20 protein-coding genes are annotated in these 20,434 nt (G+C 54.4%); 10 read left to right on the top strand and 10 right to left on the bottom strand.

Annotated features, from left to right (window positions below):
• Position 1: 1 nt before the first annotated feature.
• The gene (modC, locus tag HGO41_RS09070) at positions 2–1,063 is read left to right on the top strand and encodes a molybdenum ABC transporter ATP-binding protein ModC (protein WP_013576402.1); all 1,062 of its coding nucleotides are present in this window, start codon (positions 2–4) and stop codon (positions 1,061–1,063) included.
• Between the two features lie 12 nt (positions 1,064–1,075).
• Here the strand turns inward: modC and HGO41_RS09065 are convergent, their stop codons facing one another.
• On the bottom strand, positions 1,076–1,339 hold the full coding sequence (locus HGO41_RS09065; protein WP_013576401.1) for a helix-turn-helix transcriptional regulator: 264 nt from the start codon (positions 1,337–1,339) through the stop codon (positions 1,076–1,078).
• A gap of 144 nt (positions 1,340–1,483) precedes the next feature.
• Here HGO41_RS09065 and HGO41_RS09060 point away from each other — a divergent pair, with 144 nt between their 5' ends.
• A complete protein-coding gene (locus HGO41_RS09060; RefSeq protein ID WP_015690238.1) occupies positions 1,484–1,753 on the top strand; it encodes a helix-turn-helix domain-containing protein in 270 nt (89 codons plus the stop codon).
• Positions 1,754–1,808: 55 nt separating this feature from the next.
• Here HGO41_RS09060 and HGO41_RS09055 read toward each other — a convergent pair whose 3' ends face one another.
• Positions 1,809–2,630 (bottom strand): pyridoxal phosphatase, encoded by an 822-nt coding sequence (locus tag HGO41_RS09055; RefSeq protein ID WP_013576399.1) that lies wholly within the window; start codon positions 2,628–2,630, stop codon positions 1,809–1,811.
• Between the two features lie 170 nt (positions 2,631–2,800).
• Here HGO41_RS09055 and pgl point away from each other — a divergent pair, with 170 nt between their 5' ends.
• Together pgl and HGO41_RS09045 are read left to right on the top strand one after the other, a co-directional pair.
• Positions 2,801–3,799 (top strand): 6-phosphogluconolactonase, encoded by a 999-nt coding sequence (pgl, locus tag HGO41_RS09050; RefSeq protein WP_013576398.1) that lies wholly within the window; start codon positions 2,801–2,803, stop codon positions 3,797–3,799.
• A 254-nt stretch (positions 3,800–4,053) separates the two neighbouring features.
• Positions 4,054–5,565, top strand: a complete 1,512-nt coding sequence (locus tag HGO41_RS09045) for a methyl-accepting chemotaxis protein (RefSeq protein ID WP_013576397.1) — start codon at positions 4,054–4,056, stop codon at positions 5,563–5,565.
• A gap of 82 nt (positions 5,566–5,647) precedes the next feature.
• Here HGO41_RS09045 and HGO41_RS09040 read toward each other — a convergent pair whose 3' ends face one another.
• From HGO41_RS09040 to curA, 4 genes are all read right to left on the bottom strand, one after another.
• A complete protein-coding gene (locus HGO41_RS09040) occupies positions 5,648–6,928 on the bottom strand; it encodes a putative acyl-CoA thioester hydrolase (RefSeq protein WP_013576396.1) in 1,281 nt (426 codons plus the stop codon).
• 122 nt (positions 6,929–7,050) lie between these two features.
• A complete protein-coding gene (locus HGO41_RS09035; RefSeq protein ID WP_013576395.1) occupies positions 7,051–7,533 on the bottom strand; it encodes a kinase inhibitor in 483 nt (160 codons plus the stop codon).
• A 37-nt stretch (positions 7,534–7,570) separates the two neighbouring features.
• On the bottom strand, positions 7,571–8,266 hold the full coding sequence (locus HGO41_RS09030; protein ID WP_013576394.1) for a type 1 glutamine amidotransferase domain-containing protein: 696 nt from the start codon (positions 8,264–8,266) through the stop codon (positions 7,571–7,573).
• Positions 8,267–8,307: 41 nt separating this feature from the next.
• Positions 8,308–9,345: an NADPH-dependent curcumin/dihydrocurcumin reductase gene (gene curA, locus HGO41_RS09025; RefSeq protein ID WP_013576393.1), complete on the bottom strand. Its 1,038-nt coding sequence runs from the start codon at positions 9,343–9,345 to the stop codon at positions 8,308–8,310.
• A gap of 271 nt (positions 9,346–9,616) precedes the next feature.
• Here curA and aphA point away from each other — a divergent pair, with 271 nt between their 5' ends.
• On the top strand, positions 9,617–10,330 hold the full coding sequence (gene aphA, locus HGO41_RS09020; RefSeq protein WP_112151654.1) for an acid phosphatase AphA: 714 nt from the start codon (positions 9,617–9,619) through the stop codon (positions 10,328–10,330).
• Positions 10,331–10,490: 160 nt separating this feature from the next.
• Here the strand turns inward: aphA and HGO41_RS09015 are convergent, their stop codons facing one another.
• Together HGO41_RS09015 and HGO41_RS09010 are read right to left on the bottom strand one after the other, a co-directional pair.
• Positions 10,491–11,270, bottom strand: a complete 780-nt coding sequence (locus HGO41_RS09015) for an ABC transporter substrate-binding protein (RefSeq protein WP_037037147.1) — start codon at positions 11,268–11,270, stop codon at positions 10,491–10,493.
• A gap of 41 nt (positions 11,271–11,311) precedes the next feature.
• Positions 11,312–12,466, bottom strand: a complete 1,155-nt coding sequence (locus tag HGO41_RS09010; protein WP_013576390.1) for a methionine aminotransferase — start codon at positions 12,464–12,466, stop codon at positions 11,312–11,314.
• A gap of 154 nt (positions 12,467–12,620) precedes the next feature.
• Here HGO41_RS09010 and HGO41_RS09005 point away from each other — a divergent pair, with 154 nt between their 5' ends.
• Positions 12,621–13,574, top strand: coding sequence for a LysR substrate-binding domain-containing protein (locus HGO41_RS09005; RefSeq protein WP_013576389.1), 954 nt, complete (start codon positions 12,621–12,623; stop codon positions 13,572–13,574).
• Here HGO41_RS09005 and bioA read toward each other — a convergent pair whose 3' ends face one another.
• Positions 13,575–14,852 carry an adenosylmethionine--8-amino-7-oxononanoate transaminase gene (bioA, locus tag HGO41_RS09000; RefSeq protein WP_250980975.1) on the bottom strand — a complete coding sequence of 426 codons (1,278 nt, stop codon included), beginning with the start codon at positions 14,850–14,852 and terminating at the stop codon, positions 13,575–13,577.
• A gap of 131 nt (positions 14,853–14,983) precedes the next feature.
• Here bioA and bioB point away from each other — a divergent pair, with 131 nt between their 5' ends.
• The 4 genes from bioB to bioD all read left to right on the top strand — a co-directional run bounded on the left by bioB (position 14,984) and on the right by bioD (position 18,773).
• The gene (gene bioB / locus HGO41_RS08995; RefSeq protein ID WP_223509266.1) at positions 14,984–16,021 is read left to right on the top strand and encodes a biotin synthase BioB; all 1,038 of its coding nucleotides are present in this window, start codon (positions 14,984–14,986) and stop codon (positions 16,019–16,021) included.
• Between the two features lie 3 nt (positions 16,022–16,024).
• Positions 16,025–17,176: an 8-amino-7-oxononanoate synthase gene (gene bioF / locus HGO41_RS08990; RefSeq protein WP_126125052.1), complete on the top strand. Its 1,152-nt coding sequence runs from the start codon at positions 16,025–16,027 to the stop codon at positions 17,174–17,176.
• The gene (gene bioC, locus HGO41_RS08985; protein ID WP_015690232.1) at positions 17,160–17,951 is read left to right on the top strand and encodes a malonyl-ACP O-methyltransferase BioC; all 792 of its coding nucleotides are present in this window, start codon (positions 17,160–17,162) and stop codon (positions 17,949–17,951) included. The genes bioF and bioC overlap by 17 nt, the downstream gene beginning before the upstream one ends.
• A gap of 141 nt (positions 17,952–18,092) precedes the next feature.
• Positions 18,093–18,773, top strand: a complete 681-nt coding sequence (bioD, locus tag HGO41_RS08980) for a dethiobiotin synthase (protein WP_013576384.1) — start codon at positions 18,093–18,095, stop codon at positions 18,771–18,773.
• Between the two features lie 4 nt (positions 18,774–18,777).
• On the opposite strand, the gene HGO41_RS08975 is transcribed toward bioD, so the two are convergent.
• On the bottom strand, positions 18,778–19,488 hold the full coding sequence (locus HGO41_RS08975; RefSeq protein ID WP_013576383.1) for an ABC transporter ATP-binding protein: 711 nt from the start codon (positions 19,486–19,488) through the stop codon (positions 18,778–18,780).
• Positions 19,489–20,434: the final 946 nt, after the last annotated feature.

Here is a 20,434-nt window from a genome sequence, read left to right as displayed (position 1 = left end):
CATGCTTGAACTCGATTTCAGCCAGACGCTGGGCAGCCTGGAATTACAGGTATCGCAGACCTTACCGGCGCAGGGGATAACGGCCATTTTTGGTTTGTCAGGCGCAGGAAAAACCTCGCTGATTAATGCGATCGGCGGCCTGACCCAACCTGATAGTGGCCGCATTACCTTGAACGGCCGCATCTTATCGGATAAGCAAAACAACATTTTCCTGCCGCCAGAAAAACGCCGCGTCGGTTATGTTTTTCAGGATGCGCGACTGTTCCCGCATTACCGTGTGAAAGGCAATCTGCAATACGGCATGGCGCCGTCGATGCGCGGACAGTTCGATAACATCGTGCGGTTGCTCGGTATCGCCCCCTTACTGGACCGCTTCCCGCTCACGCTTTCAGGTGGCGAGAAACAGCGCGTGGCAATTGGTCGTGCGCTGCTGACAGCACCGGAAATTTTACTGATGGATGAGCCGCTGGCCGCGCTCGATATCCCGCGTAAACGCGAACTGATGCCTTACCTGGAGCGTCTGGCGCAGGAAGTCAGCATTCCGATTTTGTATGTGACGCACAGCCTCGATGAGATTTTACGTCTGGCGGAAAAAGTGCTGGTGCTCGACGGCGGTAAAGTGCTGGCCATGGGCACTTTGGAAGACGTGTGGGCGAGCAATGTGATGCGGCCGTGGCTGCCGAAAGAAGAGCAAAGCAGCGTGCTGAATGTCAGCGTACTGGAACATCATCCGCGCTATGAAATGACCGCACTGGCCATTGGCGATCAGCGTTTATGGATCAGTAAAGTCGAAGAGGCGCCCGGCACGGCGTTGCGCATTCGCGTGAATTCCACGGACGTTTCGCTGGTGCTGCAACCGACGGCTAACAACAGCAGTATCCGCAATATTCTGCCAGCGAAAGTGCTCGAATGTCTGGATCTGGGGAATCAGGTGGAGGTCAAACTGGCGATGGCCGATCACATCATCTGGGCGCGGATCTCGCCGTGGGCGCGGGACGAACTGATGATCCGCGCAGGCCAGTGGTTGTATGCGCAGATCAAAAGTGTGTCGGTCAGTCGTTAATCGTATTGCACCTTACTTTTCTGACGGGTTAAAGGCGGCGTAAAGCACCAGAACCTCTTCGGCAAACGCATCATCAATAATATAGAAATAGCATTCCGGCACGTTAAGCACCCGGGCGAAATGACACATGGTGTCGAAGTTCGGGCTGTACGTGCCGTTTTCATATTGCGACACCCGCGAACGCGCAGTGCTCTCATCTATTCCGGCTAAAACACCCAATTTTTCCTGCGTAAGTCTGGCTTTTGTCCGTGCGGATTTCAGTCGATGTGGGATCATTATCAATAACCATAGAAACTGTATTGACGTTATGTTTAGCATCACTTAACATTATTGTTGTTTAGAGTTACTGGACATCGTTATATGTCAGTGTAATTCACAATTCAGATAGTTGAACAAACAACATAAGGAAGAGGGATAAAAATGGAAAATGACTGGCATCCGGCAGATATCATTGCTGCATTACGTAAGAAAAAATCCTCACTGGCGGCGGTCTCGCGTCAAGCCGGTTTAGGCTCATCCACACTGGCCAATGCGCTGGCGCGTCCGTGGCCGAAAGGGGAACTGATCATTGCTCAGGCTCTGGATATCCATCCGTCGGTGATCTGGCCCAGCCGGTACTTCGACGAAAATCAGCAATTAATTACCCGCGCCGTCCGGCCGGTCAGAAATAAGACGCTGAAAAGCGACTGATTATCCTGCAAAAAAAACACCTTCCTCTATGGCAGAGGAAGGTGCATTGGTAAAATTAGTTCAACACTTTATTGCGGATAACCTCAGCGATGCCGGGTGTTTCGTGATCGCCAATCACCAGCGCGGCACGTTCTTTGATAGCATCTGCTGCATTGCCCATCGCCACGCCCAGACCGACATTTTCCAGCATGCTCAGGTCGTTGTAGTTATCACCGAACGCCACCACATCCTGCATGCTCATACCCTGCGATTCGACCCATTCCTGCAAGCGGCGACCTTTGCTGTTGCCTCCCTTCGCCACATCCACCTGATCATGCCATGACCATTCGCAGGCCAGACCCAGCTCGTTTTCAACCTGCGAGGCAAACGTATGCAGGGCATCGAGATCCTGATGTGAGGTGGCGAATTTCCAGATCGACTGCGCATCATCAGCGGCCTCGCGAAGACTGTTCACCTGAATAATGTTTGGGCGCTGATGTTCCGGCAGGGTTTGCCCCCAGGCAATGGACCGGCTGACGTGGCCGCTCGGTTGCTGATACAGCATGGCGTCATCGACATACAACAGACCGTGGATGCCGTGATATTCCAGCAAGTCGACCACTTTTTTTGCTTTGACCGGATCCAGCGGATCAGAAGTTAAGACCTTACGTGCCTGATAATCATACAAATAGGTGCCGTTACAGCAGATAGCAGGTGTATCGAGCTGCAATGCCTGATAAAACGGATGGATAGCGACATGATGGCGTCCGGTCACGACGACCACTTTGATTCCCTGTGCACGGGCATCGGCCAGTGCGGCAAGGGATTCTGGAAGGATACGTTTTTGGCGGTCCAGCAGCGTCCCGTCGAGATCGAGCGCAATAATGCGATAAGTCATGAGCAGTCCATCGTAAGTGAGGGGGAATAAGGGGAAATTATCGCCATATTACCTTTTTTAGCCTGCTAATTAAACCGGGTATCCGGCACTAAAGGTGCCGTCGTATCGTGCTAACCTGAGCTACGCTGTAAAAAACATAACGACTCATTCAGTCTTAATAAGGAGATGTGATGAAGCAAGTTGTCTACATTGCCAGCCCTGAGAGCCAGCAAATCCACGCTTTTCGTCTGGCAGACAATGGTGAACTGAGCCTGCTGCAAACGGTGGACGTTCCGGGACAGGTTCAGCCGATGGTGATTCATCCCGATGGTCATCGTCTTTACGTCGGCGTACGTCCTGAGTTCGGCGTGCTGACCTACCGCATCGACCATGAAGGTAAACTGGAAGAAGCCGCGATGGCACCTCTGCCGGGCAGTCCGACGCATCTGGGTATAGACCTTCAGGGGCGTTTTGTGTTCTCCGCGTCCTACAGCTTTAACAATGTCAGCATTCATCCGCTGGATGAAAAAGGCCTCGCACTGGCCCCGGTGCAGGTGCTGGAAAACATCCAGGCTCCGCACTCAGCCAATATTGACCCGACCAATCAGGTGCTGATGATCCCGGCGCTGAAAGAAGACCGTATCCGCCAGTTTGACTTCAGTGTGAACGGCGAAGCGACGCCGCATAACGCGCCGGAGCTGAAAACCGCAGCGGGTGCGGGCCCGCGTCATATGGCATTCCACCCGAATCATCATTTTGCCTACTGTGTAAATGAGCTGAACAGCAGCGTGGATGTGTACCAGAAAGACGTCACCAGCGGCGAATACCGTCAGGTGCAGACACTGGGGATTATGCCCGCTGATTTCACCGGCACCTGCTGGGCGGCCGATTTGCACATCACGCCGGACGGCAAATTCCTGTATGCCTCAGACCGTACTGCCAGCCTGATTTCTGTGCTGACCGTCTCAGAAGATGGCAGCGTGCTTGAACTGGCCGGGCATCACGCCACCCAGACACAGCCGCGTGGTTTCAATATTGATCACTCCGGCCAGTATGTGATCACCGCAGGACAGAAATCGGATGCGATTGAAGTCGCTAAAATTGATCCGCAAAACGGTCAGCTGACGACGTTGAAAACCTACGCGGTGGGCAAAGGCCCGATGTGGGTAAGCATTCTGGAAATTAATTAATCACGGCTGTTTACTGGTTAGTTTATCTAATGATTTATTTTTAACTGATCAATAATACCGCTCTGAAATAATGATCAAGCCCCTGTAATAAGGGGCTTTTTTATTGCCTGTGCTATACGTGCTATATATAAGAAATATTTTAATGTTTCTATAAATGTTGAACATTGCTGGTCGATAACTCTCCCGTTATTCACTGATTCTTCGGTGGCGTTGCCACTTCAGAGTCAGTCCTTTTGGTTATCAGGGAGAAGAAAATGAATGTACTTTCAGGGATCGCTGGCCGGGTTCGCCATGCCTCAATTGCCAGCAAGCTCGGTGCAGGATTTGCGCTGGTGTTGCTTCTGGGATCCTTTATCGCTGTGTCCGGTGTCTACCATCTGACCAGCATCAATCAACGCGCTGAAAAAGCGTCCTTGCTCAAGACCGTTAACGATCTGCTGAGCGATGCCAAATTTACCCGGCTTTCATATATGGCCAGCAAAGACCCCAAATTTGTTGAAGAAAACCGCCAGGCGCTGGATAAACTGGAAGCCCGTCAGGCTGATGTTGAGGCGTACTCCTGGGATCCGCAAGACCAGCGTCTGGTGGAAACCATGCCGGAAAATATCCGCCGTTATCGTGAAAGCTGGCAGCACACGCTGAATCCTCCGGCAGGCAGCGATGCGGAAAAAATCACCGCGCAGTTGGCCGAAGCCGGGCTGGCCCTGACCTCTGCGTCTAACACGTTGCTCGATCATGAGATGAACAATCTGCATAACGAAGTGACGCGCACCATTTCTGAAATGCTGGTGATCATTGTGGCGACTGTGGTTGCCGGTGTGTTGATTTCGTGGCGCATGACCCGTCAGCTGACACTTCCTCTGCGCCGCACGCTGCAAACCGCAGAACGTATCGCTGCCGGTGATCTTTCTACTCATGCCACCAGCCACAGTTTTGACGAAGTGGGGCAACTGAGCCGCGCCATTGAAACCATGAACCAGAACCTGCACGGCATCATCGGTGATATCCGCGAAGGCGTAACGCAGGTGACCCGCGCTTCGGGCGAAATAGCCGCAGGTAATATCGATCTGTCAGCCCGTACCGAAGAGCAGGCGGCAGCGCTGGGGCAAACAGCGGCCAGCATGGAACAACTGACCTCAACGGTGAAACAGAACGCCGACAATGCCGCGCAGGCCAGTCAGCTGGCCTCCGATGCGGCCAATACGGCGGCACGGGGGGGTAAACTGGTGGCCGATGTCGTGGGCGTGATGAAAGAGATTACTGTCAGTTCGAAGCAGATTTCCGAAATTACCACGGTCATCAACAGCATCGCTTTCCAGACCAATATTCTGGCGCTGAATGCTGCGGTTGAAGCGGCGCGGGCAGGGGAGCAGGGCCGCGGTTTTGCCGTGGTCGCCAGCGAAGTCCGCAGCCTTGCGCAGCGCAGCGGGCAGGCGGCGAAAGAGATTGAAGGGCTGATTGGTAAATCGGTGATTAACGTCAATAACGGCTCTGTGCTGGTTGGCAAAGCGGGTGACACCATGGAAGAAATCGTCGGCTCTGTCCGTCATGTCACGCAAATCATTCATGAGATCGCATCGGCGTCTGACGAGCAAAGTCGCGGCATCAGTCAGATTGCGCAGGCGGTGGCAGAGATGGATACCGTCACCCAGCAAAACTCGGCGCTGGTTCAGCAGTCTGCCAGTGCGGCGGCTTCGCTCGATGAGCAGGCGGTGAATCTGGAACGCACGGTGTCGGTATTCCGTCTGGGCAACGAAGCGTTGTAACATTTTCGCAGAACGAAGTCCGCAGAACGAAAAAAAACCGCCGGAGGCAACCCCGGCGGTTTTTTCATGGCATCAGACTGAATTACTTCGCAGGCTGTGTCAGCACGTTGTTGTACTGCCACAGGCGGTTGAAGTTAGTGTCATTCAGATTGCGCTGTTGTTTCTCATCTTTTGGCACGTTGCCGGCAAATGGCTGGCCGGAGAAGACAGAAGCGCCCCACGGATTCATCTGGTCATAGCTGTTGTCGAAGCTGCTGTCGCGGATTACCAGCTGGCTGCTTGCGCCATCAGCATCCCACGCACGCCCCATTTTCGCTTTCGCAGCCTGCTCGAAGCCACGGTCGCCGGTCAGGTTGCTGTCGATCACCAGGAAGCCATACGGTGCAGCTGCTGGCGTGTTTGGCGCAAAGACAGACGCCTGTTTCACGCCACGGCTGCTGACGGTGTGGAATTCAACGTGGTCAAAGACGGCATTCGCCCGACCAAATACGTAATCCACATCACCCACGATCAGGCTGTTATGCACGTATGCACGGCTGTAACGACTGTTGTCAGTCTGGTTGTGGATGTTGGCGGTGTTCACCATAAAGGTATTCTGGCGGCCAATCAGGCGCACGTTATCCAGAATCACATTGTCACCGTCGGTACGCAGCGCAACGGCGGAATGATCGCCCCCGTCAACAGTATCGAGCAGGGAATTGCCGATGGTCAGGTTCTGAATCTGCACACCGTTGCTTTGTGACCACACGGTCGCGGTACAGCCGGTGCCGATGGTTTCAGTGGTCAGGGTGGCGCAGTTCTGGAACATATAGAACGCGCGATCGCCCGGCAGGAACTGGCCGTTAGGACTGACGGTTGAACGGTAAGTGGCGGGTGCCGCTGCGGCTTCCAGACCTTGTGCGAGGGTCACATCAGCAGAGCTGTTGCCCGCACCGAATAAGGTGACCGGTGGTGAACCCGCCGGGATGTACACGGCGCCGTTGTAAGTGCCTGGCAGGATTTTAATGAAGATACGTTCACCGTGGTTACGCACAGCCAGTGCCGCGTTTACCGCCATCTGAACGTTAGAGTATTCTGCGCCGTCGGTGCCTAACTGCGGGCCGACCACGAAATGGGTGTTCACACCGTCAGTGCTGGCCAGTTTAGGGAACCAGCCCTGTTGCTGAACCTGCAAAGAAGGGCCGCCAAAGGCCAGATAATTTTTCGTTGTAAAATTGGCCGCTTCGTCCGCTGATAACACGGGCAGTGACGCGGTGCCCGGAGCAACCTGGCTGGATAAGCCTTGATGGCTGCTGCTGCATGCCGCCAGGATCAGGCTGGCAGACAACATAGCGCACGCGCGCGACAGGGTGGAAATTTTCACTGTGACTGACTCCTTGATGAAGAAGATTGTTCTTTTTTTTCAATGTTGCGGTCATCGCCGCAATAAAAAAACGGTGGCCAGTAAAACTGACCACCTTTTCTGCGTCTTTTATACCACAGGAATCAGCTGTATATCACTGTCAGTGATGCTTTGCCGAGAGTATGGAAATGCACATTGAAGCCGAGATACGCGCCGCTGGCATTCTCATCGACTTCCAGCGTTTCTGTATCGATGGCGTATACGGTGAAATGATAGTGATGGTGTTCGCCCTGCGGAGGGGCTGCGCCGCCATAACCGGCTTTGCCAAAATCGGTGCGGGTCTGCACGGCACCGGCAGGTAAACCGCCTTTGCCGGAGCCCGCGCCTTGCGGCAATTCGGTGACGTCTGCCGGAATATTCGCGACGCCCCAGTGCCACCAGCCGGAGCCGGTCGGGGCATCCGGGTCATAAACGGTTATCACAAAACTTTTGGTGCCCTCGGGGGCACCGGACCAGGCCAGATGCGGCGAAAGGTTGTCGCCGTTGTAGCCCATGCCGTTAAAAACCTGCGTTTCCGGCATTTTGTCGCCATCGCGCAAATCATTACTGGTGAGTGTAAATGCCATAGAACCCTCTTCAGATGATGAAATAGTCACGGGCAGATTACTTGCCGACCTCGCCGCCGCCCAGCATTTTCAGTAATGCCTGCGCGACTGCTCTGGAAGAGGCCGGATTCTGACCGGTGATCAGTTTGCCATCGGTGACGGCATAAGGCCGCCAGTCCGCTGCCTTACTGTAATCGCCGCCATTTTTCTTCAGCTCGTCTTCAACCAAAAAAGGCACGATGTCGGTCAGGCCAACCGCGTCTTCTTCGCTGTTACTAAAGCCGGTTACGCGCTTGTCTTTCACCAGCGGCGTGCCATCTTCCACCAGCACATTGCGCAACACCCCCGGCGCGTGGCAGACCGCAGAAACCGGTTTGCCCGCTGCCCAGAAAGCCTGGATCAGCGCGATGGAATGCGGGTCTTCAGACAGATCCCACAACGGTCCATGACCACCCGGATAGAAAATGGCATCGAAGTCATCAGCGTTAACATCAGCAAGTTTGTGCGTGTTCGCCAGCACCTTCTGCGCATCTTTATCACTGCGGAAGCGTTCGGTTGTTTCGGTCTGCGCATCCGGCTCATCACTTTTCGGATCGAGTGGTGGCTGTCCGCCTTTCGGCGAGGCCAGCGTCAGCCCGGCGCCTGCATCCAGAAACTCGTAATAAGGCGCGGTAAATTCTTCCAGCCAGAAACCGGTTTTCTTACCGGTTTCGCCGAGCTTATCGTGTGATGTCAATACAATCAGTAATTTCATGTTACCTCCTGTGGACGCCGTCAGCTTTAGTTAAGGAGTAATCAGTCCTGACCGACACGAACGACCAGTTTGCCAAAGTTTTTACCCTCAAGCAGGCCAAAGAACGCCTGCGGTGCATTCTCTAATCCTTCCACGATATCTTCGCGGAATTTCACTTTCCCTTGTTCAAACCATTCGCTCATCTGTTTTGCAAACTCCGGATAGCGATGGCCGTAATCATCAAAAATAATAAAGCCCTGCACACGCATGCGTTTCTTCAGAATGGTGCCGGTCAGCAGGGAAAGGCGATCTTGTCCCTCTTTCAGACCGGTCGCGTTATATTGGGAAACCAGCCCGCACAGCGGAATACGCGCTTTGGTATTGAGCAGCGGCAATACGGCATCAAACACCGCGCCACCGACGTTTTCAAAATACACATCAATGCCATCCGGGCAGGCCGCTTTCAGGCGTTTATCCAGATCCGGGGCGCGGTGATCGAGACACTCATCGAAACCGAAATGTTCAACGGCATAGCGGCATTTCTCTTCACCACCGGCAATCCCGATCACGCGACAGCCTTTGATTTTACCAATTTGTCCGACCAGCGAGCCGACTGGCCCGGTCGCTGCAGCAACGACCAGCGTTTCCCCCGGTTTGGGTTCGCCAATATCCAGCAGCCCCATAAAAGCGGTGAAGCCCGGCATGCCTAAAACACCGAGTGCAAGGGAAGGTTGTTTGAGTGCCGCGCCTTCGAGTTTCTTCACGGCTTTGGCGTCGGCCACGGAATAATCCTGCCATCCGGTGCTGCCGACCACGAAATCCCCGGCTTTAAAATCCGGGCTTTTTGATTCCACCACGCGGGAAACTGCGCCGCCGGTCATTACTTCACCGATTTGTACCGGCGCAGCGTAAGAAGGCGCATCGCTCATACGTCCGCGCATGTACGGGTCGAGCGAAAGCCACACGGTACGCAGTAATAACTGACCGTCTCTGGCCTGCGGTAACGGCGCTTTTTCCAGACGGAAATTGTCATCGACGGGTTTGCCGTGAGGGCGTGAAGCCAGCACGATGCGGCGGTTTTCAGACTGTAACTGGGGCATAGTCATTCCTTTTCGTTTTCTTATAAGAAAGTTAAAAGCTAACGTAATTGGGAATAAGTATAGGACGCTAAACAGTTTTCGAACCAAGCGCTTTATGCCATGTTTGAATAAACCCTGCGATTTTTCCCTGAAATGTGACCATCATCTTTTCCTATGACATCTGCCGGAAAATTCCTTTAAATCTGCAGGTTGCACAGGTATGGTCGGTAAGATTTTTGACCCGTTGCTCCACTTTATCTGCAAGATTAATAAGCATAAAAAAGGGATCCTAATGCGTAAAACTCCTCTGGCACTGAGTGCCGTTTTCCTGTTGCTCAGCCTGAATCAGTCTGCCTTCGCCAAAGAGCCCGCGCCCGCGCCGCTCTGGCCGGGCGTCAATGTGGCGCAACTCGCGCAGCAATCGCCGGTTCACTGGGTGTCGGTCGCGCAAATTGAAAACAGCCTGAACGGCCGCCCGCCAATAGCTGTCGGTTTTGATATCGATGACACGGTGTTGTTTTCCTCGCCGGGCTTTTACCGCGGGCAGGTCGAGTTTTCCCCCGGAAAACAGGATTATCTGAAGAACCCGAAATTCTGGGAGAAAATGAACAACGGCTGGGATGATTTCAGCATGCCAAAAGACGTAGCGAAGGCGCTGATTGCCATGCACCTCAAACGCGGCGACAGCATTTACTTCGTGACCGGCCGCAGCGAAACCAAAACTGAGACCGTGACGAAGACGCTGCAGAACGATTTCCAAATCCCGCAGGACAAAGTGAATGCGGTTATTTTCGCCGGTGACAAAGCCGGTCAGAACACAAAAACGCAGTGGCTGAAAGATAAGCAAATTAAAGTGTTTTATGGCGACTCTGACAATGATATCACTGCCGCTCAGGCCGTGAGCGCGAGGGGGATCCGCGTACTGCGTGCGTCAAACTCCAGCTATAAACCGCTGCCACAAGCCGGTGCGTTTGGAGAAGAAGTCATTGTGAATTCTGAGTATTAAGTGGCACCCACCCCTGCGAAGGGGAGGGCTGGGGTGGGGTATTAAAGCAAAATCAATGGGTTGAGGTTTTTTTGATAAGGTGTTAGCCCTTAAAAACTCCCTCCCGGCCTCCCCCTTCGCAGAGGGAGGCGCAAAAGTAAAACCTGTCTTCCTGGCGGCTTTACTTCACGCTCACATCAATATCACCAAAGTATTTCTTCGAAAGCTCTTTCACCACGCCATCTTTTTGCACTTTAGCGATCGCTGTATCCAGCTTTTCTTTCAACTGGGTATCGCCTTTACGCAGGCCGAAGGCGATGCCGCTGCCGAGAATTTTATCATCGCGTACGGCGTCACCGACGAAGCCGTAATCTTTACCGTCCGGACGCGACAGGAAACCGGTCTGACCGGCCGGGGCCAGCACTAATGTGCCGTCGAGACGACCGGATGACAGATCCAGATACACCTGATTCTGATCCTGATAAGAGACGATATCTACGCCTTTCGGTGCCCAGTGTGCCTGCGCATAACTTTCCTGAATCGACCCCTGTAACACGCCGATATGCTTGCCTTTCAGCGACTCCGTGGTCGGCAGCAGGCCGGAATCTTTCTTCGCAATCAGTTTGGTGGGGACGCGGTAAATCACGTTGGTAAAATCAATCGCCTGACGACGTTTATCCGTCACGTTCATCGCCGAGTTAATCGCATCAAATTTACGCGCCTGCAGGGCCGCAATCAGGCCGTCGAAAGAAGTGTCGTACCAGTCGCATTTCACACTGGCGGCGGCGCAGACGGCGTTGCCCAGATCGATATCAAAACCCTGTAATTCACCGGTCGCACTTTTCGATTCGAACGGTGGATATTGCGCTTCCAGACCAAATTTGAGCGTGGAACCGTCCGCCAGTGCGGAGAAAGACGCGACGGCACAACCTAACAGCAATGCGATTTTCAATTTTTTCATTATTCACAATTCCCCGGCGTTATTGAGATGAATACAAAGGTTCAGACGCGACACAACCGGCGTGCGCCTTCGTACAACGTGTCGTTATCTTTGGCAAAGCTCAGACGGATAAGCCCTGTTGGTTGGTTATTGCTGTAAAAGGCTGACAGCGGAATGGTCGCGATCTGATGATCGCGGATCAGGCTCAGCACAAATTCGTCGTCGGTCAGTGGACTGAAATGACTAAAACGCGCCAGCATAAAGAAACTGCCACGGCTTGGCAGTAATTCAAAGCGGGATTCGCTGAGGGCTTCGGCCAGCAGGTCGCGTTTTTGCTGATAAAAATCGGCCAGTCCCAGATAACTTTGCGGGTCAGCCAGCGCTTCGGCGAATGCGACCTGCATCGGCGTATCGGCAGAGAACACCATAAACTGATGCACTTTGCGGATTTCATCCATTAGTTCTGCCGGTGCCAGGCAATAACCCACACGCCAGCCGGTGACGTGATAGGTTTTGCCGAAAGACGACACAATCACGCTGCGCTCAGCCAGTTGCGGATAGCAGGCCATGCTTTCGTGGCGCTCGCCGTCGAACACCACGTGCTCATACACTTCATCGGACAAAATCACGATGTCGGTGTTTTGGGTCAGCGCGGTCAGTCGTTCGATATCAAATTCAGTGAAAATGGCACCGGTCGGGTTATGCGGACTGTTGATGATGATCATTCGCGTGCGGCTGTTGATCGCGCTGGCGACCTGATCCCAGTCGATGCTGAAATCATCCAGCGACAGGCCGATAGCCACCGGCTTCGCGCCCTGTAAACGGACGATCGGTGCATAGCTGTCAAATGACGGCTCGAAATAAATGACTTCATCGCCCGGATGTACCAGGGCGCTGATGGCGGAATACAGGCCTTCGCTGGCGCTGGCAATCACCGTCACTTCGCTGTCGGCATCATATTTGCAGCCATAAAGCGCTTCGACTTTGGCGGACAACGCATGGCGTAATGCCGCCACGCCACTCATTGGTGCGTACTGGTTATGCCCCTCGCGCATGGCTTTTGCGACGCTGTCGATTAACGCGGGCTGGCATGAGAAATTCGGTGCCCCCTGTGACAGGTTCAGGGCGTTATGTTCAGCGCTGAGCTGGCCGATAACGGTAAAAATGGTGGTGCCGACGTCAGGTAATTTTGACAGGGGCGACATGGCGCTCTTCATAGCATTTTCCCCAAAAAGCAGGCCGGGTGGCCATGAGAAGGTAAAACGGGTGTTGAATGATTAAGCAACAGTTCCCCTGTGCCGACAATGGAAAGTTTGTCATACTCGTTATGATCTGAAGTCATGGCTTTATAACGTTTCTGACGAGGTAACTGTGAGTTTTTCTCCTGAACTGCCGTATCTGAATTTACCCTCGCTCAACGTGCTGAAAACCTTTGCCGTGGTTGCGCAAACCTTGAATCTGACACACGCGGCGGCGTTGCTGCACATCACCCAGGGCGCGGTCAGTCGCCAGATCACCGGACTTGAGGCCACGCTGGGTTATCCGTTGTTTTTACGTCAGGCCCGCGGGCTGACGCTGACCCCGCGCGGGGCGCAGTTGTTGCCGCCGGTACAACAGGCGCTGGCGCTGATGGGAGAAGCCCTGCAACGTGTGGGTTCGCATCCGGATACCTTACGCATTAAATGCCCGACCTGTTCCATGCGCTGGCTGCTGCCGCGTGTTATCCAGCTACAAAACGACAGGCCGGATTTGCAGATCGAGCTGACAGCTTCCATCGCCCACGGCGTGGATTTCAGCAACGAACATTTTGATGCTGCCGTAGTGTTTGGTCGTCCGCCGGAATCACAGCGCCGGGCGCATCATCTGTTTGATGAAGTGCTGACGCCGGTGTGTACGCCGGAGTTTCTGCCGCGTCATAAAGGGAAAACGAAAGTGGCGGATCTGGCCGATAAAACGCTGCTTCACCCGACGCGTGACCGTCGCGACTGGTTGTTGTGGCTGCGGGAGGAGGGCGTACAGGGATTGCCGTCAGCCAAATCACAGCATTTCGATACGCTGGATCTGGCGATCAATTCGGCGTTGCAGGGCTACGGTGTGGCGATAGGCGATCTGACATTAATTGAAGATGATTTGCAGGCGGGAAGGGTGATTGCGCCGTTCCCGCTGTGCGTGGCAAGCGGCGCGTCTTATACGTTGCTGTATCCGGAAAATCCGACCCCTGCGCTGAAAGTGGCAATTGATTTTCTTAATGAAGAAGCGCGGCTCAGCCGGGAAAAACTGAGCGCGCTGTTATCTACCTCGCACCGGTTAGTCACCACAGGCTAATCAGTAAAGCGCAGCCAGTGCGCTGGCGATTGCGCCGGTCAGTTTGCTCAGTTCTTCAGGTGAAATGATGTACGGCGGCATCAGGTAAATCAGCTTGCCGAACGGGCGGATCCACACGCCCTGACCGACGAAATGCTTCTGCAATTGCGCCATGTCTACCGGCTGGCGCATTTCCACCACACCAATCGCCCCGAGCACCCGCACATCGGCGACCGCCGGATGTGCTGCCAGCGGCTGTAAACCGGCATTCAGCTGTTTCTCAATGCTCAATACCTGCGCCTGCCAGCGGTTTTCCGCAAGTAAATGCAGGCTGGCGCTGGCGACCGCGCAGGCCAGCGGATTGCCCATAAATGTCGGGCCGTGCATGAAACATCCCGCCTCGCCGTCACTGATCACCTGTGCCACATGGCGGGTGGTGAGCGTGGCGGAAAGTGTCATGTAGCCGCCGGTCAGGGCTTTGCCGAGGCAGAGGATATCCGGCGAAATCCCGGCGTGATCACAGGCAAACAGCTTGCCGGTGCGGCCAAATCCGGTGGCAATTTCATCGGCAATCAGCAACACGCCATATTCATCGCATAACTTACGCACGCGTTTGAGATACAACGGGTGATAAATCCGCATCCCGCCCGCCCCCTGAACGATGGGTTCTACAATGACTGCGGCGATTTTGCGGTGATTTTCGTCCAGCATTTTGGCAAATGGCGCGATATCCGCCTCATCCCATTTCCCGTCAAAACGGCTCTGCGGCGCATCGGCGAACAGATGCTGTGGCAGATAACCCTGATACAAACTGTGCATCGAGTTTTGCGGGTCACAGACTGACATCGCGCCAAAGGTGTCGCCGTGATAGCCGTTGCGCAGGGTCAGCAACGTCTGGCGTTTTTCACCGCGCGCCTGCCAGTATTGCATCGCCATTTTCAGTGCTACTTCAACGGCCACCGAACCAGAATCCGCCAGAAACACGCATTCCAGCCCGGCGGGGGTCATTTCTACCAGACGGCCGCACAACGCAACCGCCGGCGGATGGGTGATCCCGCCAAACATCACATGTGACATTTTTCCGATTTGTTCGATGGCCGCCTGGTTCAACTGCGGATGGTTGTAACCGTGGATTGCCGCCCACCAGGACGACATGCCGTCAACCAGTTTGCGGCCATCAGCCAGTTGCAACATCACGCCGGACGCGGATTCCACCGGATAGGCGGGCAGCGGTTTGGTCATGGAGGTATACGGATGCCAGATGTGGCGCTGGTCGAATTCAATATCGGCGGGAGTCATAAACGAATCCTGAGGCGTAAGTTGTAAACTAAAAAATAATTTTAACGTTGACGGTAAACCAAAACAAATTAAAAATAGTTTACGGATTATAACCCTTAAAAATTATTCCCTCTATTTTGGAGAAGTCATCAATGACTACCCGCACCCACTGGACGCTGGAAAAAACGCAGGCTCTGTTCGATAAGCCATTCCTGGAGCTGATGTTCGAAGCGCAGCAAATTCACCGTCAGCATTTTGACCCGCGACAGGTTCAGGTCAGCACCTTGCTGTCGATCAAAACCGGTGCCTGTCCCGAAGACTGTAAATATTGCCCTCAAAGTTCCCGTTACAAAACCGGGCTGGAATCTGAACGTCTGATGCAAGTCGAGCAGGTGCTCGAATCTGCCCGACAGGCGAAAGCCGCCGGTTCAACCCGTTTCTGTATGGGCGCGGCGTGGAAAAACCCGCACGATCGTGACATGCCGTACCTCGAGCAGATGGTGCAGGGCGTGAAAGAAATGGGCATGGAAACCTGCATGACCCTCGGCACGCTGAACACTACGCAGGCACAGCGTCTGGCGCACGCCGGGCTGGATTTCTACAACCATAACCTTGATACCTCGCCGGAATTTTACGGCAGCATCATAACGACCCGCAGCTATCAGGAACGCCTGGATACGCTGGCGGAAGTGCGCGGCGCAGGCATCAAAGTCTGTTCCGGCGGTATTGTGGGTTTAGGTGAAACCGTCAAAGACCGCGCCGGTTTGCTGATGCAACTGGCGAACCTGCCGGTGCCGCCGGAAAGTGTGCCGATCAACATGCTGGTGAAAGTGAAAGGTACGCCGCTGGCGGATAATGACGATGTGGATCCGTTTGATTTCATCCGCACGATCGCGGTCGCGCGCATCATGATGCCGCAATCTTATGTGCGCCTTTCCGCAGGTCGCGAACAGATGAGTGAGCAGACCCAGGCGATGTGCTTTATGGCCGGTGCCAACTCCATCTTCTACGGCTGCAAACTGCTGACCACGCCAAACCCGGCAGAAGATAAAGACCTGATTCTGTTCGGCAAGCTGGGGCTTAACCCGCAGTCATTTGAAACAGAAATGGGCGATAACCAGCAGCAGGCCGCGCTTGCCGAGCAGCTGGTCCACGCCGATACCGATCAGTTCTACAACGCTGCGGTATAACCGGTGAGCTGGCAAACGCGGATCAACGACGCGGTGGCGGCGCGCAAACAGGCGGCGGCATTTCGTGTACGGCAGCCGAATGAGGGCGGCAGTGCGCGTTTTCTGACGCAGGGCGGGCGGCGTTATCTGAATTTTTCCGGTAACGATTATCTCGGCCTGAGTCAGGACGCTGAGGTGATCGCCGCGTGGCAGCAGGGTGCGGCTAAATACGGTGTCGGCAGCGGCGGTTCAGGACACGTCACCGGTTACAGCGAGGTGCATGCCGCGTTTGAGCAACAACTGGCGCAGTGGCAGGGATATCCGCGGGCTTTGCTGTTTATCTCCGGTTTTGCGGCGAATCAGGCGATTCTCGCGGCGCTGATGCAGGCTGAGGATCGCGTGCTGGCTGACAAACTCAGTCACGCGTCTTTACTGGAAGCCGCAGCCCATGCACCTTCGCAGTTGCGGCGTTTTCACCACAATCAGCCGGATTCCCTGCAGCGCCTGCTGGAAAAACCCGTAGCCGGTGAAACGCTGGTGGTGACCGAAGGTGTATTCAGTATGGACGGCGACGCCGCGCCGCTGGCTGATCTGCATAGCTTGTCCAAAGCGCACGGTAGCTGGCTGATGGTTGATGACGCGCACGGTGTGGGCGTTACCGGTGAAGAAGGGCGCGGCAGTTGCTGGCAACAGGGCATCCGGCCGGAACTGCTGGTGGTCACATTCGGAAAAGCTTTCGGTTGCAGCGGCGCGGCGGTGTTGTGTGATGATGCTACCGCCGATTACCTGTTGCAGTTTGCCCGCCATCTGATTTACAGCACGTCGATGCCCGCCGCGCAGGTGTGCGCGTTACAGGCTGCACTGGCACGAGTCCGGCAGGATGACGGTCTGCGTGATAAACTGGCCGCCAATATTGCCCGTTTTCGCGCGGGTGCCGCCGGTTTGCCGTATCCGCTGACCGGTTCACAGACGGCGATCCAGCCGGTGATTGTGGGTGAAAACCAGCCCGCGCTGGATCTGGCATCCACCTTGCGCGATCGCGGATTGTGGGTCAGCGCCATCCGTCCACCGACGGTGCCACCGGGCAGTGCGCGGCTGCGCATTACCCTGACAGCGGCGCATGAGCCGGAAGATATCGATTTTTTGCTGGAGTCCCTTCATGGGTGCAGTCACTGAATTAGTGAACAAACAAGCGGTGGCCGATGCGTTCAGTCGTGCCGCTATCAGTTACGAAAACGCCGCGCAGTTGCAGCGTGATGTGGGTGAGGAATTACTGGCGCTGGCAGCGCCGTATCTGCAAGACGCCGGTAAGATTGTCGTCGATGCGGGCTGTGGCACCGGCCACTTCAGCCGTTACTGGCGTGCGCAGGGTAAAAATGTCATTGCGCTGGATCTCTCTGAGGGCATGTTAAATCGCGCCCGTGAGCTGGATTCTGCTGATGAGTACGTGCCGGGCGACATCGAACGTTTGCCGTTTGCCGACAACTCTGTCGATATCTGCTTCAGCAATCTGGCGGTGCAGTGGTGTAACGCGCTGCCACGCGCACTGGAAGAAATGCACCGCGTCACCCGCAACGGCGGGCTGGTGCTGTTTTCCACGCTGGCAGAAGGTTCGCTCAATGAGCTGGCCGCGGCATGGATGAAGGTCGATGGCCGACGTCACGTGAATCAGTTCCTGACGCCGGACAAAATCGCCGAAGCCTGCGCGCCGTATCGCCATGATGTGACCTTCAGCGATCATGTTGCTCAATTCCCCGATGTGATGTCGCTGCTGCGCTCGCTGAAAGGCATCGGTGCGACGCACATCAAAAATGGCCGCCTCGGCGGTCTGGGCGGGCGTGAACGTCTGCAATTGCTGGACAAACACTATGCCCGCCGCGACGGCATCCTGCCGCTCAACTACCGGCTGGTCTACGGCATTTTGCAGGTCGAAGAACTGATCCCCCGATAAATAACTCCTCCCCCTGCGAAGGGGGAGGTTGGGAGGGGGGTTTTGCAGGCAACTTGAAAGTCAGAGTTGCCATTAATACCCCACCCCACCCCAACCCTCCCCTTCGCAGGGGAGGGAGCTAAAACCAACACCAGGCTTTTCATGAAACAAAAATACTTTATTACCGGCACCGACACTGAAGTCGGTAAAACCGTCGCGACCACCGCTTTTTTGCAGGCTGCCGCGCAGGCAGGACACAAAACAGCCGGATACAAACCGGTGGCATCCGGCAGTGAAATGACCGGCGAAGGCCCGCGCAACAGTGATGCGCTGGCGTTACAGGCTTACAGCACCGTCGGGCTGCGTTATGACGAAGTGAACCCCTGCACCTTTATCGAACCGACTTCGCCACATATCGTCAGCGAACTGGAAAAACGGCCGATTGATCCGCGGGTGCTATCAGACGGATTACGTCATCTCGAACCGCTGGCGGACTGGGTGGTGGTGGAAGGCGCAGGCGGCTGGTACACACCGCTGACGGCAGATTATACCTTTGCTGACTGGGTTATCGCCGAGCAGTTGCCGGTAGTGTTAGTGGTAGGCATGCGGCTGGGTTGCATTAACCACGCCGTGCTGACGGCGCAGGCCATCACACAAAGCGGGTTGCATCTGGCGGGCTGGATAGCTAACGACGTACAGGAAACGGGGAAGCATCATCAGGCATACATGGATACGCTCACGCGTATGCTGCCTGCGCCTTTGCTGGGCGAGATCCCTTACCTGAGTGCCGGAACTGACGTTAATTTGGGACAGTATCTTCATCTTAACCGTCTCACGGCATGAGACGTCAGACGGTCAGATAATTTTTGACTAATGTATCGTCAAGCTGCGCCAGTGTGCCTTGCGCGATGTTGCGTCCGCCGTCGACCAGGCAGAACCGGTCGGCAACGCTGCGGATGAACGGCAGTTTATGACCGACCAGCAACAATGTCAGGCCGAGATCACGGTTCAGGCGGTGAATGATATTGCCCATGTTTGCCGCCATCGATGCGCTGGTGTGCTCGGTCGGTTCATCCAGAATCAGTAATTCAGGTTCCTGAACCAGCGCACGACTGATTGCCAGTTGTTGCTGCTGGCTTTCATCGAGCTCACCGGCTTTGCGCGCCCCCATCTCCTTTAATGTCGGAAACAGGTCATACACCTCTTCCGGCACGCGACGGGTCTTATTCCGGCTGGCCATCATGGCGATTTGCAGGTTTTCATCGACGCTCATCTGCGAAAAAATCTGCCGTCCCTGTGGCACATAACCAATCCCCATTTGCGCGCGGCTTTCGACCGGCAAATTCAGCAGACTTTGCGGCTCTTCGTCACGCGACTGCCAGGAGATGGCGCCGCTTTTCACCGGAAGATGCCCCATGATGCAGTTCACCAGCGTGGTTTTTCCCACGCCATTTCGCCCGATCAGGCAGGTACATTGACCGCGGTACAGTTCGAGATTGATATCCCACAGAATATGTTTTTGCCCATAATACTGATTAACTGATTTTACACTTAACATCAGACCTCCCTCCCGCACGGAGCCTTCCGCTGAACTTCATTTTGACGGCCACTGTCATATTTCTGACATTTATGTTCCGCTGTTAATGCCCCAACGCAGAATTTAATTCCGTTTGTTGACGGCTAACCTGACAGCATCAATTACAGATAAATCCCCCTTAATCAGTGATAAATGGGGTTAAGGGGCATTTCCTTGCGCTAAAAATGATTTTTCCTGCCTGAAAGCAGGGGAATTCTCATTTTTTATGGCGGGGCGAAAAAAGCAGTTCCGGCTGTCGCAACCTCCACATGCAGAGACGTTGCAACTCTCAGGCCAAGTTTGTAAAAACGGCCAGGGAAAGAGAAGTTACAGGGGTGTTAACAGGCGCGCCGCTGATGATTTCGGATTATTCATTAGCATTTCTGAGGTTTTTGAGATTACCCCATAAGGAGTAGTCCACGGTGAACTGCACTTTGCCAGTGCCGTCTTCACTGTTTTTGGTGCAAACACATGGACAAACGTGAGCAAAAAATTCTGGTGAGATGTACTTTTGGTTTTTGCAAGAAACATCAGCCCAGAAATTTAGGCAAAATAGGCATAAATAAGGAGATAAAAAAGATAAAAAATAACTAAAAAAGACCTTTCAGACTCACGGAAGGCAAAATTCAGTTTTTTACCAACTCCCGCAGCGCGGGGCGTGCTGGGACTTATCCACTATTCCTGTGGATAACCTTGTGCATGAGAGTGAGAAAAGTTGCTACAGACGAGTCAGCATGCGGGTTCCGCTTAGTTTGCCCGTATTCGCAGCTTTTTAATGATACTGTTTTTAATCAACGAGTTAGTTAAAAGCAATACAGCCGTAATTCGTTCGTCATAGTTGTGTCAATCTTCGTCAACCTGTGGTCAGAAAATGGAGGGAATGCGGATTTTGGGAAAAAATGTCATCTGATGGTGAGAATTCTCATTC

The organism is Rahnella sp. CG8, from assembly GCF_023701875.1.
Lineage (GTDB): Bacteria > Pseudomonadota > Gammaproteobacteria > Enterobacterales > Enterobacteriaceae > Rahnella > Rahnella aceris.
Note: the sequence above shows the minus strand (reverse complement) of the source record. Positions and strands in the feature narration are given on the sequence as shown.

Bases quoted from the DNA above. Each gene is read 5' to 3' on its own strand.
- modC (WP_013576402.1), top strand. From the start codon at position 2: ATGCTTGAACTCGATTTCAGCCAGACGCTGGGCAGCCTGGAATTACAG.
- HGO41_RS09065 (WP_013576401.1), bottom strand. From the start codon at position 1,339: ATGATCCCACATCGACTGAAATCCGCACGGACAAAAGCCAGACTTACG.
- HGO41_RS09060 (WP_015690238.1), top strand. From the start codon at position 1,484: ATGGAAAATGACTGGCATCCGGCAGATATCATTGCTGCATTACGTAAG.
- HGO41_RS09055 (WP_013576399.1), bottom strand. From the start codon at position 2,630: ATGACTTATCGCATTATTGCGCTCGATCTCGACGGGACGCTGCTGGAC.
- pgl (WP_013576398.1), top strand. From the start codon at position 2,801: ATGAAGCAAGTTGTCTACATTGCCAGCCCTGAGAGCCAGCAAATCCAC.
- HGO41_RS09045 (WP_013576397.1), top strand. From the start codon at position 4,054: ATGAATGTACTTTCAGGGATCGCTGGCCGGGTTCGCCATGCCTCAATT.
- HGO41_RS09035 (WP_013576395.1), bottom strand. From the start codon at position 7,533: ATGGCATTTACACTCACCAGTAATGATTTGCGCGATGGCGACAAAATG.
- HGO41_RS09030 (WP_013576394.1), bottom strand. From the start codon at position 8,266: ATGAAATTACTGATTGTATTGACATCACACGATAAGCTCGGCGAAACC.
- curA (WP_013576393.1), bottom strand. From the start codon at position 9,345: ATGCCCCAGTTACAGTCTGAAAACCGCCGCATCGTGCTGGCTTCACGC.
- aphA (WP_112151654.1), top strand. From the start codon at position 9,617: ATGCGTAAAACTCCTCTGGCACTGAGTGCCGTTTTCCTGTTGCTCAGC.
- HGO41_RS09015 (WP_037037147.1), bottom strand. From the start codon at position 11,270: ATGAAAAAATTGAAAATCGCATTGCTGTTAGGTTGTGCCGTCGCGTCT.
- HGO41_RS09010 (WP_013576390.1), bottom strand. From the start codon at position 12,466: ATGAAGAGCGCCATGTCGCCCCTGTCAAAATTACCTGACGTCGGCACC.
- bioA (WP_250980975.1), bottom strand. From the start codon at position 14,852: ATGACTCCCGCCGATATTGAATTCGACCAGCGCCACATCTGGCATCCG.
- bioB (WP_223509266.1), top strand. From the start codon at position 14,984: ATGACTACCCGCACCCACTGGACGCTGGAAAAAACGCAGGCTCTGTTC.
- bioC (WP_015690232.1), top strand. From the start codon at position 17,160: ATGGGTGCAGTCACTGAATTAGTGAACAAACAAGCGGTGGCCGATGCG.
- bioD (WP_013576384.1), top strand. From the start codon at position 18,093: ATGAAACAAAAATACTTTATTACCGGCACCGACACTGAAGTCGGTAAA.
- HGO41_RS08975 (WP_013576383.1), bottom strand. From the start codon at position 19,488: ATGTTAAGTGTAAAATCAGTTAATCAGTATTATGGGCAAAAACATATT.